This window comes from Solwaraspora sp. WMMD937 (genome assembly GCF_029581175.1).
In the GTDB taxonomy this organism is placed as follows: Bacteria; Actinomycetota; Actinomycetes; order Mycobacteriales; family Micromonosporaceae; genus Micromonospora_E.
Window position 1 is genome coordinate 1832639 of sequence record NZ_CP120738.1, and the last position, 14906, is coordinate 1847544.

Sequence of the window (14906 nt, forward strand, 5' to 3'; positions counted from 1 at the left end):
TACGGGCCACAGGATCGCTCCGATTGGTCGCGGCAGGTCGCTACGCTGGCAGACGTGCCGGCGTACGGTGGCGTCCGGCCGGCGGGTGGCGGTTCGACAGACAGACGGTTCGGTAGGCGACATGGGAGGAGCGCGCCGTCGTGATCTTCAAAGCGGTGCGGGACGGTCGTCCTTACCCTGAGCACGGTCTGACCCTGAAGCAGTGGGCGGAGATTCCGCCCCGCCCGCTGCGGCTCGATCAGCTGATCACCACCAAGCGGGAGCTGGCGCTGGACAAGCTGCTCGCCGAGGACTCGACGTTCTACGGCGACCTTTTCCCGCACGTGGTCCAGTGGAACGGCGGTCTCTACCTGGAGGACGGCCTGCACCGTGCCCTACGGGCCGCGCTTCAGCAGCGCAACCAGATTCACGCCCGGGTGTACCTGCTCATCCAGCAGCGGGTCGCCGGCTGATCTGCCGGCCCGGCCCTGCCTGCCGGCCCGATTCGTCCGCCGGGCGCGATGATCCGCCGGCCGGCTCCGGATGCGGTTGTCGTACCGGGGCCGTACGGTGAATCCAGACGTCCCGGCGGTGGGCCGGCGTCTGGTGAGGACGGTGATGTGGATGTCCCGTAGCGGCGATGTCAACACTCCTACTCGGGAATTTCCGGAATATCCCGACGGTACGCCGGAGCCGGTCGAGCCGGCTAAGCCGCCGGCGGAGTCCGGCGGACGTCGGCGCGGGCTGCTCGGGCTCGCCGCCATCGTCGGCCTGGTCGTGGTGCTGCTGCTGTCGACCCAGGCCGCCGGGTTGCTGCCGAACTGGCGCAACCCCTTCGCCCAACAGGAGACCGATCGCACCCAGCCGCCGGTGCTGCAGTCGATCCAGGATCTCAGCCGGTTCGTCGCGGCGGAGGGCAACTACCAGGTCGTCGTCGACCTCGAGCAGGACCGACGGTACGTGCCCGACTTCCTGCTTAACGAACGAACCCTGTTCGTCGGGGTCGGAACGGTCGAGGCATACGTCGATTTCGGGCAAATCGGCGAGGAAGCCATATCTGTCTCTGAGGATGGTTATTCGGCGCAAATCAAGTTGCCGGCCCCGCAGTTGACCGACGCGGATCTCAATCTCGACAACAGCTATGTCTTCGCCGAGGAGCGTGGCCTGCTCAACCGTCTCGGTGAGGTGTTCGGCGGTGACCCGAACCGGCGGCAGCAGGTCTACCGGTTGGCCGAGGACCGGATCACGGCCGCCGCCCGGGAGAGCGGGATCGCTGGGCGGGCCGAGGAGAACACCCGCAAGATGCTGACGGGGCTGCTGCGCTCTCTGGGATACGAGGAGATCTCAGTCACCTTTGTGACGCCATAGCCATTTTCGTAGGCTAGAACCGCCCGTGAAGGGTGATGATCCGCCGGACCGAATCATCCTTCGGTCCGGCGTTTTCTGTCCAGGGGTGGGCACTCGTTCCGCGTGGGGCGCGCTAGAGTGCAGTTGAGGGCCGGATCCGCGCGGGAAATGGCGGGCCAGAAAATGAAATTGACTCATGACTGGTACGGCGGCCTGACTGTGGTCAGTCTCTAATTCGGGGGTGCACCCATGGCGCGTTCGGTGCGCAACGACGAGGTCGAGGTCACTGTCCTTCTGCCGTGTCTGAACGAGGCGGAGACGCTGGAGGTGTGCATCCGCAAGGCCCGCCGGTCCCTCGATGAGCTCGGGGTCCGGGGCGAGGTCCTGGTCAGCGACAATGGCTCCACCGACGGCTCACAGGAAATCGCCGTGCGCGCCGGTGCCCGGGTGTCGCACGCCCCCATGCGCGGCTACGGCGGAGCGCTGATCAACGGCGTCGAGCAGGCCCGCGGTCGGTACGTCATCATGGCCGACGCCGACGACTCGTACGACCTTTCCGACCTTGGACCCTTCATTCATGAACTGCGGCGCGGTCGGGACGTGGTGATGGGGAACCGGTTCCGTGGCGGTATAGCCGACGGCGCGATGCCGTTTCTGCACCGCCATCTCGGCAACCCGGTGCTCTCCTGGCTGGGCCGTCGGCTGTTCAACCTGAACGTGGGTGATTTTCACTGTGGGATCCGTGGGTTCAACCGGGACCGGGTCCGGCAGTTGCAACTGTGCATGCCGGGCATGGAATTCGCCTCCGAACTGGTCGTCCGGGCCGCGCTCAACGGCTACGACATCACCGAGGTGCCGACCACCCTGCGCCCCGACGGCCGGAGCCGGCCGCCCCACCTGCGGACCTGGCGGGACGGCTGGCGTCACCTGCGGTTCCTGTTGGTGTTCGCCCCCCGGAAGATGCTGATCTGGCCCGGTGCGGTGCTGTTCACGGTCGGCCTGATCGGCACCGTCACGTTGGCCGTCGGCCCATTGGTCGTCGGCGGGATCGGTTTCGACGTCAGCACCCTCGTCTACACCTGTCTCGCCATGCTCGCGGGCGCACAGCTGCTGCTCTTCGGAGCGTTCGCGCTGATCTACGGCAGATACGAGGGCATCACCGACCTGCGACAGTCCGACCGGTGGAGCCGGTACGTCAGACTGGAGACCTGCACGGCCGGCGGGATCGCGTTGATCCTGCTGGGTCTGGCCGGCACCATCCTGGCGGTCGCCACCTGGGGTGCGACCGGCTTCGGCGCCCAGGACGCGAGTGACACCATGCGGGTAGTGCTGCCCTCCTCGACCGCGATCGGCCTCGGCGCGACACTGATCTTCGCCGGGCTCTTCTCCAGCCTGCTCAGCCTGCGGCGGGTCTCCGTCGCCGTGGCCGATCAGCAGATCTCGGAGCCCGGCCCGCTGGTCGTCAGCACCCACTGACCAGGACGGCCCGCCGATGCACGACACGGCCGGCGCGCGTCACGACAACGAACGGTTCCGCGGAGCACCATGACTGTCGAGACATCCCCGGCCGGCGCTGGCGAGCCGTCCGGCCGGGAGGTCGGTTCGCCCGGCCGGGCGTCAGGCTCGCAAGGCCGGACGGCATCGGGCCGGATCCCGGAGCAGGACAATCCGGACGGATCTCGTAGACCGGAGTCAGGGCCAGGGCCGGGTCGGCCCCGGGCCAGCCGGTTTTCGGCACTGGCCGGCCGGCCGGGGCTGCTCGCCGTACTGACCTGGCTGGTGGCCACACCGGTGGCGGTCGTGCTGCCGTCGGTGGCGCGCGCCGACCCTTTCACGGTGGCCGGTCGGGCGCTGCCGGTCGCCAGTGGCCTGCTGCTGGTCTGCCTCGGCGGACTGGCCGCTGCCGCCGTCGGGCGATGGCAGCCCACCGCGATGCCGGCACTGGCCGGAGTCAGCGCCGGCCTGGCCTCGGCCTGGCTGGCGCTGATCCTGCGGGCCGCGCTGTACGGCACCCCGTTCGGCTTCGGCGGCCTGTCCGGGGACATGCTGCGGATGACCGCCACCGCCACCCGGTACACGGTCACCGTGGCCAGCGCGGACACCACGGTGCCCGGGCTGCCGTCGGAGTACCCGCCGCTGTACGCCTGGTTGGTCGGCCGGGCGGCGGTGCTGCTCGACCAGCCGGCCTGGCGGTTGCTCGGTGACGCCGAGGTGCTGTTCGTCTCGGCGTCGGTGCTGGTCGGCTTCCTGCTGTGGCGCCGCCAGGTGGGGCCCTGGACAGCACTGGCGATCTCCTGCGTGGCGGTGCTGGCCTGGTCCGACCCGCGGAAGGCGTACGAGGTCCTCGCCTTGATGGTTTTCATCCCGTGGGTGCTGGAGACCTTCACCCGTCCGCCTCGCAGCCGGCTGCACTGGCTGGCCTGCGGGCTGCTCGGGGGTCTGCTGGTGGTGCTCTACCAGGCCTGGCTGGTCTACGCGGCGCTCGGCCTCGCGGTGATCGTCGGGTCGGCCTGGCGGGCCGAGCCGGACCGGTGGGCGTACCTGCGGCGGCTGCTGCTGGTCGCGGCGGTCGCCGCCGTCTCGTCGGCGTGGTACGTGCTGCCGTACCTGTGGGCGTTGACCACCGGCGGCGGCGGACAACTGGTTTCCGACCTGTTCGTGTCGCCGTACTATCTCGACGGTCTGCTGCCGTTCCTGGACCGGGGTGACTTGCCGCTGCGTGGCCTGCAGCTGACCGGCCTGGTGGGCTCGGTGTGGCTGATCCGGTCGACCTGGTGGGCCCGGCCGCTGCTGCTGATCGCCGCCGGTGCGTTCGCCTACCGACTGCTGTCGCTGGTGCGGTTCGTGCTGACCGGGCACACCGCCTTCGCGCACTACACGGCCCGGCTGTACGGCGTCGTACTGGCCGTCGCCGGGGTGCTGACCCTGGTGCACGCGGTGCCGCTGCTGCTGCGTCGGCTGCGGATCAGCCCGCCGGTCGGGCTGGCCGGCGTGCCACTGGCGGTGCTGCTGGCCTGGGCGGTGCCGGTCTACTCCACGACTTGGATGCCGGGCACCAACGGCTCCGGTTCGGGGTATGCGGCGGCCGCGCACGCCGAGCCGCTGCCCGGCGGCGGCCATCCCCGGTACGCGCCCGACACCGGCCGCGCCGACTGGTTCCCGGTCGAGCCGGTACGTCGAGCGGTCGAGCAGGTCACCGGGCCGGACCCGGACCGAGTCACCCTCAGCGTCGACGAACGGCTCTTCTCGTACCTGCCGTGGCCCGGTTACCTGAGCAACGACCGGACTGCGGCGGGCACCCTGTCCCGGTGGGACGAACGCCGGGCCGAGCTGCGCGATCTGGCCGACCAGGAGGACCCGGCGGCGTTCGCCGCCGAATCTGCGGCGACCGCGTTCGGCCCGATCGACGTCTTCGTCCTGACCCGGGACGGTGACGAGCTGATCTGGCGGGACCTGCGGTTCCATCGCGACCAGTTCGACCCGCGGTACTGGGTGGTCCGCGACGACCTGCCGGGACAGGTAGTGGTCTCGGTCCGTCGGTGACCGTGGTCGGCCGTTGCCGGGGCGGGCGGGTGCCCGGGACGGGTGCTCAGTACGACGTGGCGAGGTTACGGTCCTCGTTCGGCATCACGATCCACAGCGCCAGGTAAATGATCACCTGGGTGCCGGGCAGTAGCAGTGAGAGCAGGAAGATCAACCGCACCATTCCCGCTGAGATGCCGAACCGTTGGCCGAGCCCGGCGCAGACGCCGGCGATCATCCGTCCGTTGCGGGGACGTACCAGTTTGCGGCTCATCGGACGCTCCTTCGGGTGTCGTTTGCTGGCCGGTCCGCCACGTTCCACGGTAGGTACGCCGGGAGGCGGTCGCCTCGGTCCACGGACCGATTCGCGGCGTGGCTCCCGTACGGCGTTACCCTGACCGATTCAAGATCATTCAGGGGGCCGCGCCCAGGTGGCGTCATCTCGCGGACGTGCGAGCTACCCGCGTTGTTCACCGACTGCTAATCTTGCCGGCGTTGCCCACGCTGACGCTGCCCCCACCTTCGTCGGTGCGCTCGGGCGACGACACCCCTCGGAGCGCCTCGCGCGCTCGTCTAGACGGAAGCGCGCGAATGTGACACTGGCGATCCTAATTTCGGCGAACCGGGCTTCTGCTACCCCTACCAGCGTCGATGCCGGAGAGTTGCGCACCGCAAGCGGATTGTCGCTTGACGATCACCTCCGGGAACAGCTTGTGGCGGTCGGCGCGGCCGAGGTGCGGACGGCGGAACCGGCCGGCGTCGCCGACCTCGTCGAGCGGGCCGGTGGGCCGGTCCTGCTGTGCGCCACCGACGTCGTCGCCCACACCGAGGTGATCCGGATCCTCTCCGTGGCGCCGGCCGAGTCCACCCGGGCGTTGCTGCTGCCCGCCGCGGACGGCTCCGGCGGCGGTCAGGCCGCCGCCGTCAGCGCGCTGCGCGGCCGGATCATCGAAGTCGCCACCGGTCCGGCCGGCGCCGGCCCGCTTCCGCTCTTCGGCGGCGTACTGCGGGTCGGCGTCGGTGACCTGTCCGCGTTGGCCACGGCGGCCCGGACCGCCGCCACCCGGCGGCTGCTGCCCCCGGGCACCCACCCGTTGGACGCGATCCTCGCCGAGTTCGTCGCCGACGGCGCCGTCGTCGGTGCGTACCCGTTGCGGCACCTGGTGGCCCGGCGGGTGGCCGACCCGGTGGGTCTGTCTGACGCCGAGGCCCGGATCCGTGCCGTCGACCCCGACCGGGCCCGCCTGCGACTCGTGGTGAAGGAACAGGACGACCTGTTCGCCACCTACTTCGTGAGCAGTTGGTCACCGATGGTCGCGAAGCTCGCGGCCCGGATCGGGCTGAGCCCGACCGGGGTCACCGCCATCTCGGTCGCGTTCGCCGCCGCCGCCGCGCTGTTGTTCGCCGTCGGTGACCGGCCGTTGCTGCTGCTCGGCGCGGTCCTGCTCTATCTCGGCTTCGTGCTCGACTGCGTCGACGGCCAGCTGGCCCGCTACACCGGCCGGTTCAGCGCGTTCGGCGGTTGGCTGGACACCATCGCCGACCGGGGCAAGGAGTACCTGGTCTACGCGGGGCTCGGCGTCGGTGTGCACCAGGCGGGACTGGCCGGTGGGTGGGCGACCGACGGATGGGTGCTGGCCACCGCAGCGATCGTGTTGCAGACCGTCCGGCACATGACCGACGCCTGGTACGGGGCGCTGCACGACGAAGCCGCCCACCGGACGCCGGGCCGACCGGTCACCGGCGCGTCGGCGGGCGGGCTCGGCAACCGGCTCAGCCAGGCCTCCGATCGGGTGCTCGCCGGGCCGCGCTCGCCGATCTACTGGGCGAAACGGACCATCGTCTTTCCGATCGGCGAGCGGTGGGCGCTGATCGCCGTCACCGTGGCGCTGTTCGGCCCGCTGGTCAGCCTGTGGGCCGTACTCGGCTGGGGGCTGCTCGCGGCCATCTGGACGGCGGGCCTGCGGACCCTGCGGGCCCGGTCGATGCGGGTCCCGGTACTGGCGGCGGTGGACACCGCGAACTACCGTGACGACGGTTTCCTGGCCGGTCGGATCGCCGGTCTGCTGACCGGTCGGTCCCCCGCCGGGCAGTTGCCCCTCGCGGTGGCCGCCGCCGGGACAGCCGCGATCCTGCTGGCCCTGACCACGACCGGCGTGTTCGCCGGTGCCGGTGCCGTTCTCGTCGGCGCGGCGGCCGTGCTGGCGACCGGCTCGGCCAGCGCGGCCCGGCCGGCCACCGGCGCGCTCGACTGGCTGGTGCCGGCGGCGCTGCGGGCGGCCGAGCTTCTCTTCGTCGTCGCGGCCGGCGTGGTCGCCGGCGTGCCGGCCGCGGTCACCTACGGGCTGCTGCTGATCCTCGCCCTGCACCACTACGATCTGACCGCCCGGCTGGAGAAACGGCTCGACGGACCACCGCTGCGCCGGTGGAGCCTCGGCTGGGACGGCCGAACACTGCTGCTCGCCGCCGCCGCTGCCGGACCGATGCTGCTCGCTGCAGGGCTGCCCGCGACGGTCGACCCGGTCGCGGTGACCACCGGTGTGGTCGCCGCGTTCGCCGGCTACCTGATGCTGCACTTCCTCGTGACTGCGGTGATCGATCATCGGCCGGCGGCGCCGGATCGAGCAGCGGATCACCGCCCGCCGGGGGCCGTCGCCCGGATCCCGGCACCCCGCCGGCCGCCGGCCATGCCGGTTGGCCCGGCTCCCTCCCTCCACCCCGCCGGCCGCCCCGCCGGCACGATCGCAGGTGATGACCGATGACGTTGATCAGTATCGTTGTGCCGGTGTACAAGGTGCAGGGCTATCTGCGGGAGTGCCTTGACTCCATCCTCGGGCAGTCGTTCACCGACGTCGAGGTGATCGCGGTCGACGACTGCTCGCCGGACACCTCCGGGCAGATCCTCGCCGAGTACGCCGCCCGCGACCCCCGGCTGACCGTGCTGTCGCTGCCGGCCAACGTCGGCCTGGGCAAGGCCCGAAACGCCGGCCTGGACGCGGCGACCGGCGAGTATGTCTGGTTTCTGGACAGCGACGACTGGCTGACCGACGGTGCGCTGCGGGCGGTCGCCAACCGGCTCCGCGACACCACCCCCGACGTGCTGATCGTCGACCACGTACGGGTGTTCTGGAACAACTACCAGGCGGGTAGCGCGCTCCGTCAGGCGTTCCCGACCTCGCCCGGTGCCGAGGTGTTCGACGTACGGACCCGACCGGAGACGCTCAAGGTCCTGCACACCGCCTGGAACAAGGTCACCCGCCGGGAGTTCCTGGTCGATCTCGGGCTGCGGTTCGAGACGGGCTGGTACGAGGACGTTTCGTTCACCTTCCCGCTGCTGGTCGCGGCCGAGCGGATCACCGTACTCGACCGGGCGTGCGTCAACTACCGGCAGCGCCGCACCGGGGCGATCACCCGGACCCGCAGCGCCCGGCACTTCGAGATGTTCGACCACTGGGGCCACACCTTCGACTGGTTGGACGCCCGCGGCCCGCAAGCCGATCCGGTCCGGCCCGAGCTGTTCGGTCTGATGATTTCCCACTACCTGATGGTGCTGGGACACGGCGGTCGGCTCCCCCGCGAGCTGCACCGGGAGTTCTTCGCCCGGGCACACGCCGACTACCAGCGTCGGCTGCCGGCCGGCGGTTACCCCGAGCCGGACGGCGTGGAAGGACTGAAGCGGCGGCTGCTGGCCGCCAACCGGTGGCGTACCTTCGCAGCGTTGCGGGTCGGCCAGCAGGCCCGCAAGAAGCTGCCCTCGGTCACCCGACGGTTCGGTCGGCCGGTCAAGCGGCGGCTGATCAGCCTGGCCCGGATCGGCCGGCGGACGTTGCTGCGTGGCTACTACCGGCTGCAGCTGCGGCTGCCGATGGACGAGTCGCTGGCGCTGTACGCCGCGTACTGGTATCGGGGCTACAGCTGCAACCCGGCGGCGATCCACGCCAAGGCGGCGCAGATCGCCCCGCAGATCAGAAGTGTCTGGGTGGTCCGGCGGGACCGGGCCCCGAGCATGCCGCCCGGGGTGCCGTACGTCGTCGCCGGCACCCGGGGCTACTACCGGGCCCTGGCCCGGTCGAAGTGGCTGATCAACAACGTGAACTTCCCCGACTACGTGCGCAAGCGGCCCGGCTCCGTGCACGTGCAGACCCACCACGGCACGCCGGTCAAGGTGATGGGCCTGGACCAGCAGCGGCACCCGATCGGTGCCACCTCGATGAACTTCTCCCTGCTGCTGCGCCGGGTGGACCGGTGGGACTACAGCGTCAGTGCCAACCACTTCTCCACCCAGATGTGGGAGCGCGCCTACCCGGCCAGCTTCGAATCGCTGGACACCGGCTATCCACGCAACGACCGGCTGGCGCTGGCCACCGACGCCGAGGTGGCCGCGGCCCGGGAGGCGCTCGGCATCGCTCCCGGCGAGCGGGTGGTGCTGTACCTGCCGACCCACCGCGAACACCAGCCCGGCTGGCGGCCCGACTTCGACGCCGACGCCTTCGCCGAGGTCCTCGGCCCGGACGCCTGGCTGCTGATCCGCAGCCACTACTTCCACGACCGGCAGCGGACCGGCCGGGCGCCCAACGCCCCGGCCAGTGGCCGGGTCCGGGACGTGTCGGCGCACCCGGTGGTCGAGGACCTGTACCTCGCCGCCGACGTGCTGATCACGGACTACTCGTCGGCGATGTTCGACTACGCGATCCTGGACCGACCGATCGTGATCTACGCGCCGGACGCCGCAGCGTACGCGATGGCGCGCGGCGTCTACTTCGACATCACCGCGGAACCTCCGGGAGCGGTCGCCACCACCTTCGGCCACCTGCTGGACGTGTTCCGTACCGGAGCGGTCGACGACGACGCCGCGGCCAAGGCCCGGACCCAGTTCCGGGGGCGGTTCTGCCACCTCGACGACGGGCACGCCGCCGAGCGGGTGGTCCGCCGCGCGTTGCTCGGCGAGCCGGCATCGCCGGCCGCCAGCTGATCCCGGATCGGGGCGGACGGACGGTGGTCGGTCAGCTGTCGGTACGGCGGGACGTCAGCCGCCGTCGACCGGACCGTGCCGTCCGCCATGCCCGGCGGAGCAGATTCCGGCTCTGCCGGGCACCCATCTCGGACAGCCACTGCGGACTGCGGGCCAGGGTGCCGGCGGTGCCGTCGGTGACGACCAGCGTCGGCCCGGCGGCGTCCGGCGTCAGCCAGAGCACCCGGGTGCCGACCCGGGTCGGTCGGGTGCCGAGGGTGCCCCGGCCGCCGCGCTCCGGACCCGGCGGTACGTCGTACTCGCGGCCGCTGTCCCGGACGACCAGTCGGACCGGGTAGCGGCCAGGAGCCAGCTCGCTGGCGGCCAGCCGGCAGGACCAGCGCAGATCGTTGCTCTTGCGGTACTCGACGGTGACCGGTTGGCGGAGCAGCCCGTCACCGACCTCCAGTAGCAGGTCGGAGCGGACCTGACCGGGTTCGCCGTCGATGCCGGCGCAGCGCACCGTGCCCTCGACAGCGACTGTCGGGCCAGCGGCTGTCGGGCCGGTGACCGGCCGACTGCCACGCAGCGCCTTGACGCTGACCGTCATCTCGCGGACCCGGAGCAGATCGCGGTAGGTGTCGAAGTCGGGGTGCCCGAGGTACGGCTGGCCGGCGTGCACCCGCAGCGGTCGGCTGGAACGCGGCCGGCGTACTGTCGCGGCGTCCTGCTCGTAGATCGCGACGGCGCGCAACCCGGCCCCGGCATTGCCGACGAACTCGCTGGCCACATCGATCGGGATGTCCTTGAAGAGGCTGTGCATCCGGGCGGTGAACTCGGCGAGCTGATCGTCATCGCAGCCGGCCGCCGCCCGCCACGCGTAATGCAGCTGCATGTAGGCGATCCACCGGTACACCGCTTCGCGGTCGTCCGGGCGCAGGTCACGCACCTCGTCGGCGAGCTGTTCGATGATGGTCAGATGCTGCATGATCCGGGCCGGCTGGCTGCGGGAATCCATCAGCGAGGAATTGTCCCCCCGCTGCCGGTAGAGGTAGCTCAGCCGGGGAGTGAGGATCGTCCGGGGCGACCTGGCCAGCAACGGAATGGTGAACAATACGTCCTCGAACGCGGTGCCCTCGGTGAACTTGACGCCGACTGCGTCGACCAGATCCCGGCGGAAGATCTTGTTGCAGGCCGACGGGTTGCCGACCAGGTCCGGGGCGTGCGCGATGTGCTCGACGACCCGTTCACCGATGAGCAGTTCACGACGCCAGGCGGGGTTCGGCCGGGGCGGCAGCCCTTGCATGTCGCCGACGGCGATCGCCGCCTCATGGTGGTCGGCGAGCCCGGTCAGGTGACTGAGCGCGCCGTCCGGGTAGATGTCGTCCGAGTCGAGGAATGCCAGGTAACGGCCGGTGGCGAGGCGCACGCCATGGTTGCGGGCCGCGCCGAGCCCGGCGTTGTCCTGCCGGACGTAGCGCACCGCGGTGGCCTCACCGGCGTACCGCTGGGCGATCTCGGCTGACCCGTCAGTCGAGCCGTCGTCGACCACGACGACCTCGATCAGATCCCGACCAGGCTGGCGTTCGATGGATCCGAGCGCTTCCGCGAGCCATTTCTCTGTGTTGTAGACCGGCACGACGACGCTGACCGTCGGGGATGGCACCGCGTTCACCTCACGTCACGACTGGGTAATCTGGATCGGTGACCCTGATTCGTAGAGTACGTCGCGTGCTGCGCCCGGCCCGGCGGATGGTTGGTCGGTTACAGCGCGTGGCCGGCCGGCCAGCGGCGCAACTCTACAGCCCGAACGTTACCGCGAGCGACGTTCGTCTTCTCGCCGGCATCGCCGAGCGCAAGGGCGATCGTCAAGGCGTGACGGCGGCCCTGCTCCGACTGGTGCAGCGCGGGGCGGCGAACGAGACCGAGCAGCGGCGGGTCCGGTCCGTCGGCGTCGGCGCCCCCGCCCCGGCGGCCGACCCGCCGCCCGCCGGTCGACCGGCCGGCGACGAGGTCCGGCTCACCCTGCACCGACCCGATCCGGCCGCCCCGATCGAGGCCACCGTCACCGGCCGACCCACACCGCTGTCCTACTGGCGTCCTGCCTGGGCAGGGCTGCCGTCCGACCTGCAAGACCAGCTCACCACCAGTGTCCTCACCCGACTTGCGGCGACCGGCGGCGTCACCGAGGTGCGTGCCGGCGACCCGGCCAGCACCTCCGTCGCCCGAGCGGTCGCCGCCGGCACCGGTGCACGGTACGGTGGGCAGCCGTGATCGTTCCCTGGCGCCGTGGCACCTCTGCCGGACACCTGCTTGACGACGCGCTGAGCGCGCTGGCCGCCGCCGACTGGTCCGACACCGGCCGCCCCCCGGTCGCCTGGCTGCACTGGCCGATCGACATGGCCAACCCGTACCAGTCGTTGCTGTACAGCCGGTTCTCCCAGCACAACCTGACGCCGATCCGGGTCCGCCGACTCGACCAGCTGGACAAGCTGCTGCCCGCACTACCCGACGGCATCGGCCGGGTGCTGCACGTGCACTGGCTCTACGACGTCACCTCCGGTTGCACCACCACCGGCCAGGCCGAGGCAGCGGTCGATGCCTTCGCCAAGCGGCTGGACACCCTGCGCGACCAGGGCGTACGGCTGGTCTGGACGGTGCACAACCTGCTCCCGCACGAGACCGTGCACCGGGCGACCGAGACCCGGCTGCGCCAGGTCATGCTCGCTGCCGCCGACGTGGTGCACCTGATGCACGACAGCCACCTCGACATCCTGCGGGACACCTTCGGAGCCGAGCCCCGACGCGTCGTGATCGCCCCGCACCCCACCTTCGCCGGCGCCTATCCGGACTGGGTGGACCGGCCCGCCGCCCGCAGCCATCTCGGCATTCCGCTCGGCGCCCGGGTGCTGGTCACCTTCGGGCAGGTCCGGCCGTACAAGGGGCACGGCGACTTCCTCGACGCGCTCGACGTCGCGGTCCGGCACGACCAGCGGTTGCGCTGGCTGGTCGCCGGCAAGGTACGCGAGGAGGCCGGCGGCCCCGAGTTCATGCGCCGGGCCGCCGAGCACCCGGCGGTGATCTTTCATCCCGGCTTCGCGCCCGACACCGACGTGCAGTACTTCCTGCGGGCGGCCGACGCCGCCGTCTATCCGTACCGGTCGTCGCTGAACTCCGGCGCACTGGCGCTGACCGCCGGATTCGGCCTGCCGGCGTACGTGTCGACCGGCACCACCGTCGGTGGTCTGCTGCCGGACGCCGCGCTGCGCCGGTTCGACCTGTCCGACCCGGACAAGACCGCCGAGACGATCACCGAGTCCGGTGGGGCCTGGGACCGTGCCGAACCGGTCCGCGCGGCGGTCCGCGACCACGTCGAAGCCCTGGCCCCGGCAAAGGTCAGCGCCCGGTTCGCGGCCGAGCTGCGGCGGCACCTCGACCCGCTGGCGTGACGGGGCGCCCAGTGGCTGGCGGCCCTGCCGACTGGTCGCGCCGCCGGACTCAGCCGGCGCTGTACGCGTACCGGGCGGCCCGTTCGGCCAACCACAGCCACCGGCGCTGCACCGCCCCGCTGGTCGCGGCGACCATGCCGAGCGCGTCGGTGCGGACCCTGTCCAGTGCGACGGCGTCAGCCGCCGGGGCGTCGAGCAGCCCGGCTCCGTCGCGGAACGCCTCCGCCTCGGCCCCGCCACCGAACCGGGGAGCGACCTCGTCGCGCCAGAAGTCCGCCCAGTCCAGCTCCGGGTTCCAGCCGAACCGGGCGTACGCCAGATAGCTGATCTCGTTCGTCGGGTGGTAGGCGCCCGCCTCGCCGAAGATGGTCAGCCCTTGCATGCCGGCCGCGCCGACCCGGGCCGCCATGTCGGCGTACAGCTGAGGTACCCAGGAGTGCCGCTGCCGGTTCCACTGCGATCCGGCGTGGGTACGCAGCACGTTCGTCGTGTGCGGAAGCGCTTCGACGTGCGCGGCGGTCAACCGGTCCCGGTTGTCGTACCAGAATCCCCGGTTGACGCAGTACTGGTAGGCCACGTCGTCGGGCAGGTCGGCCAGCGGACGCTGTGCCGGCAGGTCGAAGATGTTGTCCCAGTAGACCTCGACCAGGTGCCGCAGCGGCACCCCGGCCGGCCCGGTACGCCGGGCCGTGTCCAGCAGCGTCGGGTAGACCGACCGCATCGCCTCGTACGACCAGGAGGTGCGTTCCCCGCCGGTGCGCCGGGTGCACCGAGCGCAGGCGCAACTGCCGTAGTCGCCGGTCTCGAAGTTGATCCCGCCCACCGGGATCGTCTCCAGCAGCCAGTCGACGGCGTCGCGATTCCAGGCCAGATTGTCCGGCTGGGACGGGCAGGCGGCCATCATGTACTCGCTGGCCGGGAAGTGCAGGTCGCCGAACTCGTCGATGTCGAAGCCGATCTTCTTCGGCAGCTCGGCGGCCAGGTCGGGACGTTGCCGCAGCCAGGTGGCCAGGTTGTAGCGGTGCCGGCCGTCGAAGTAGATGCCACCGTAGGCGTTGACCCCGATCCCGGCGATGATCCGCACGCCCCGCTCGTTGGCGTACCCGCACAGGTCGCGGGCCGCGTCGACACCGCCGTGCGCGTCGCGCAGCAGCCCGTACACGACGATTCCGCCGATCCGTTCCCGGCTGCAGAAGTCGACCAGTCGCCGGTAGTCGGCGCCGAACGCGTCGGCTGACTTGGCGTACGGGTTGAGCGCGCCGATCTCCTGTAGGCCGAGCTGGCGCAGATCCCAGTTGGTCGAGTGGTCCCAGGTCCACAGGGTGCGCAGTGCCAGCCCGGGTGCCTGCTCCCGTACCCCCACCGGGACACCGCCGGGAGTGGCCGCGTCGGTCAGCTCCCGGGCGGCGTAGATCAGGCCGGCGAACGGGTCGCCGGTCAGCCGGATCCCACCGTCACCGGTCGGGTCCGCACCCGGCCCGCCACCGTCCGGAACTTCGATCCGGTAGGCACCCTCCGGCAGCGCCGGGTCGGCGTCGAGGTGCACCGGCACCCCGTCGGTGGAGCTGCCGAAGGTCTCGGCGAGCAGCCGGGCGGCGTACGGCGCGGATTCGGCACCGCGTACCTGGACTCCGGCGATCCGGCGTAACTGCGACATG

11 protein-coding genes are annotated in these 14906 nt (G+C 71.2%); 8 read left to right on the plus strand and 3 right to left on the minus strand.

Features of this window, described 5'->3' with window-relative positions; genetic code table 11:
* The first annotated feature begins 140 nt into the window (after positions 1-140).
* From O7621_RS07785 to O7621_RS07800, 4 genes are all read left to right on the plus strand, one after another.
* On the plus strand, positions 141-452 hold the full coding sequence (locus O7621_RS07785) for a type II toxin-antitoxin system VapB family antitoxin (protein WP_282233391.1): 312 nt from the start codon (positions 141-143) through the stop codon (positions 450-452).
* A gap of 118 nt (positions 453-570) precedes the next feature.
* Positions 571-1347, plus strand: coding sequence for a DUF4230 domain-containing protein (locus tag O7621_RS07790; RefSeq protein WP_282233392.1), 777 nt, complete (start codon positions 571-573; stop codon positions 1345-1347).
* 228 nt (positions 1348-1575) lie between these two features.
* A complete protein-coding gene (locus tag O7621_RS07795; protein WP_282233393.1) occupies positions 1576-2802 on the plus strand; it encodes a glycosyltransferase family 2 protein in 1227 nt (408 codons plus the stop codon).
* A 69-nt stretch (positions 2803-2871) separates the two neighbouring features.
* The gene (locus O7621_RS07800) at positions 2872-4869 is read left to right on the plus strand and encodes an arabinofuranosyltransferase (RefSeq protein WP_282233394.1); all 1998 of its coding nucleotides are present in this window, start codon (positions 2872-2874) and stop codon (positions 4867-4869) included.
* A 46-nt stretch (positions 4870-4915) separates the two neighbouring features.
* Here the strand turns inward: O7621_RS07800 and O7621_RS07805 are convergent, their stop codons facing one another.
* Entirely contained in the window at positions 4916-5122 is a 207-nt protein-coding gene (locus O7621_RS07805) for a PspC domain-containing protein (protein WP_123607371.1), read from the minus strand.
* Positions 5123-5561: 439 nt separating this feature from the next.
* Between O7621_RS07805 and O7621_RS07810 the strand changes: the two genes are divergently transcribed.
* Both O7621_RS07810 and O7621_RS07815 read left to right on the plus strand, forming a co-directional pair.
* A complete protein-coding gene (locus O7621_RS07810) occupies positions 5562-7610 on the plus strand; it encodes a DUF5941 domain-containing protein (RefSeq protein ID WP_282233395.1) in 2049 nt (682 codons plus the stop codon).
* Positions 7607-9820 carry a bifunctional glycosyltransferase family 2 protein/CDP-glycerol:glycerophosphate glycerophosphotransferase gene (locus O7621_RS07815; protein ID WP_282233396.1) on the plus strand — a complete coding sequence of 738 codons (2214 nt, stop codon included), beginning with the start codon at positions 7607-7609 and terminating at the stop codon, positions 9818-9820. Before O7621_RS07810 ends, O7621_RS07815 begins: the two co-directional genes overlap by 4 nt.
* A gap of 31 nt (positions 9821-9851) precedes the next feature.
* Here O7621_RS07815 and O7621_RS07820 read toward each other — a convergent pair whose 3' ends face one another.
* Complete coding sequence (locus O7621_RS07820) at positions 9852-11465, minus strand: glycosyltransferase family 2 protein (RefSeq protein WP_282233397.1); 1614 nt, start codon at positions 11463-11465, stop codon at positions 9852-9854.
* A 209-nt stretch (positions 11466-11674) separates the two neighbouring features.
* Between O7621_RS07820 and O7621_RS07825 the strand changes: the two genes are divergently transcribed.
* Positions 11675-12073: a hypothetical protein gene (locus O7621_RS07825; RefSeq protein ID WP_282233398.1), complete on the plus strand. Its 399-nt coding sequence runs from the start codon at positions 11675-11677 to the stop codon at positions 12071-12073.
* Positions 12070-13248 (plus strand): glycosyltransferase, encoded by a 1179-nt coding sequence (locus O7621_RS07830; protein WP_282233399.1) that lies wholly within the window; start codon positions 12070-12072, stop codon positions 13246-13248. The genes O7621_RS07825 and O7621_RS07830 overlap by 4 nt, the downstream gene beginning before the upstream one ends.
* Positions 13249-13297: 49 nt before the next feature.
* Here O7621_RS07830 and O7621_RS07835 read toward each other — a convergent pair whose 3' ends face one another.
* On the minus strand, positions 13298-14905 hold the full coding sequence (locus tag O7621_RS07835) for a hypothetical protein (protein WP_282233400.1): 1608 nt from the start codon (positions 14903-14905) through the stop codon (positions 13298-13300).
* Between the last annotated feature and the right edge of the window lies 1 nt (position 14906).

Coding starts and splice junctions, on each gene's coding strand:
- O7621_RS07795 (WP_282233393.1), top strand. CDS start 1,576: ATGGCGCGTTCGGTGCGCAACGACGAGGTCGAGGTCACTGTCCTTCTG.
- O7621_RS07800 (WP_282233394.1), top strand. CDS start 2,872: ATGACTGTCGAGACATCCCCGGCCGGCGCTGGCGAGCCGTCCGGCCGG.
- O7621_RS07805 (WP_123607371.1), bottom strand. CDS start 5,122: ATGAGCCGCAAACTGGTACGTCCCCGCAACGGACGGATGATCGCCGGC.
- O7621_RS07815 (WP_282233396.1), top strand. CDS start 7,607: ATGACGTTGATCAGTATCGTTGTGCCGGTGTACAAGGTGCAGGGCTAT.
- O7621_RS07835 (WP_282233400.1), bottom strand. CDS start 14,905: ATGTCGCAGTTACGCCGGATCGCCGGAGTCCAGGTACGCGGTGCCGAA.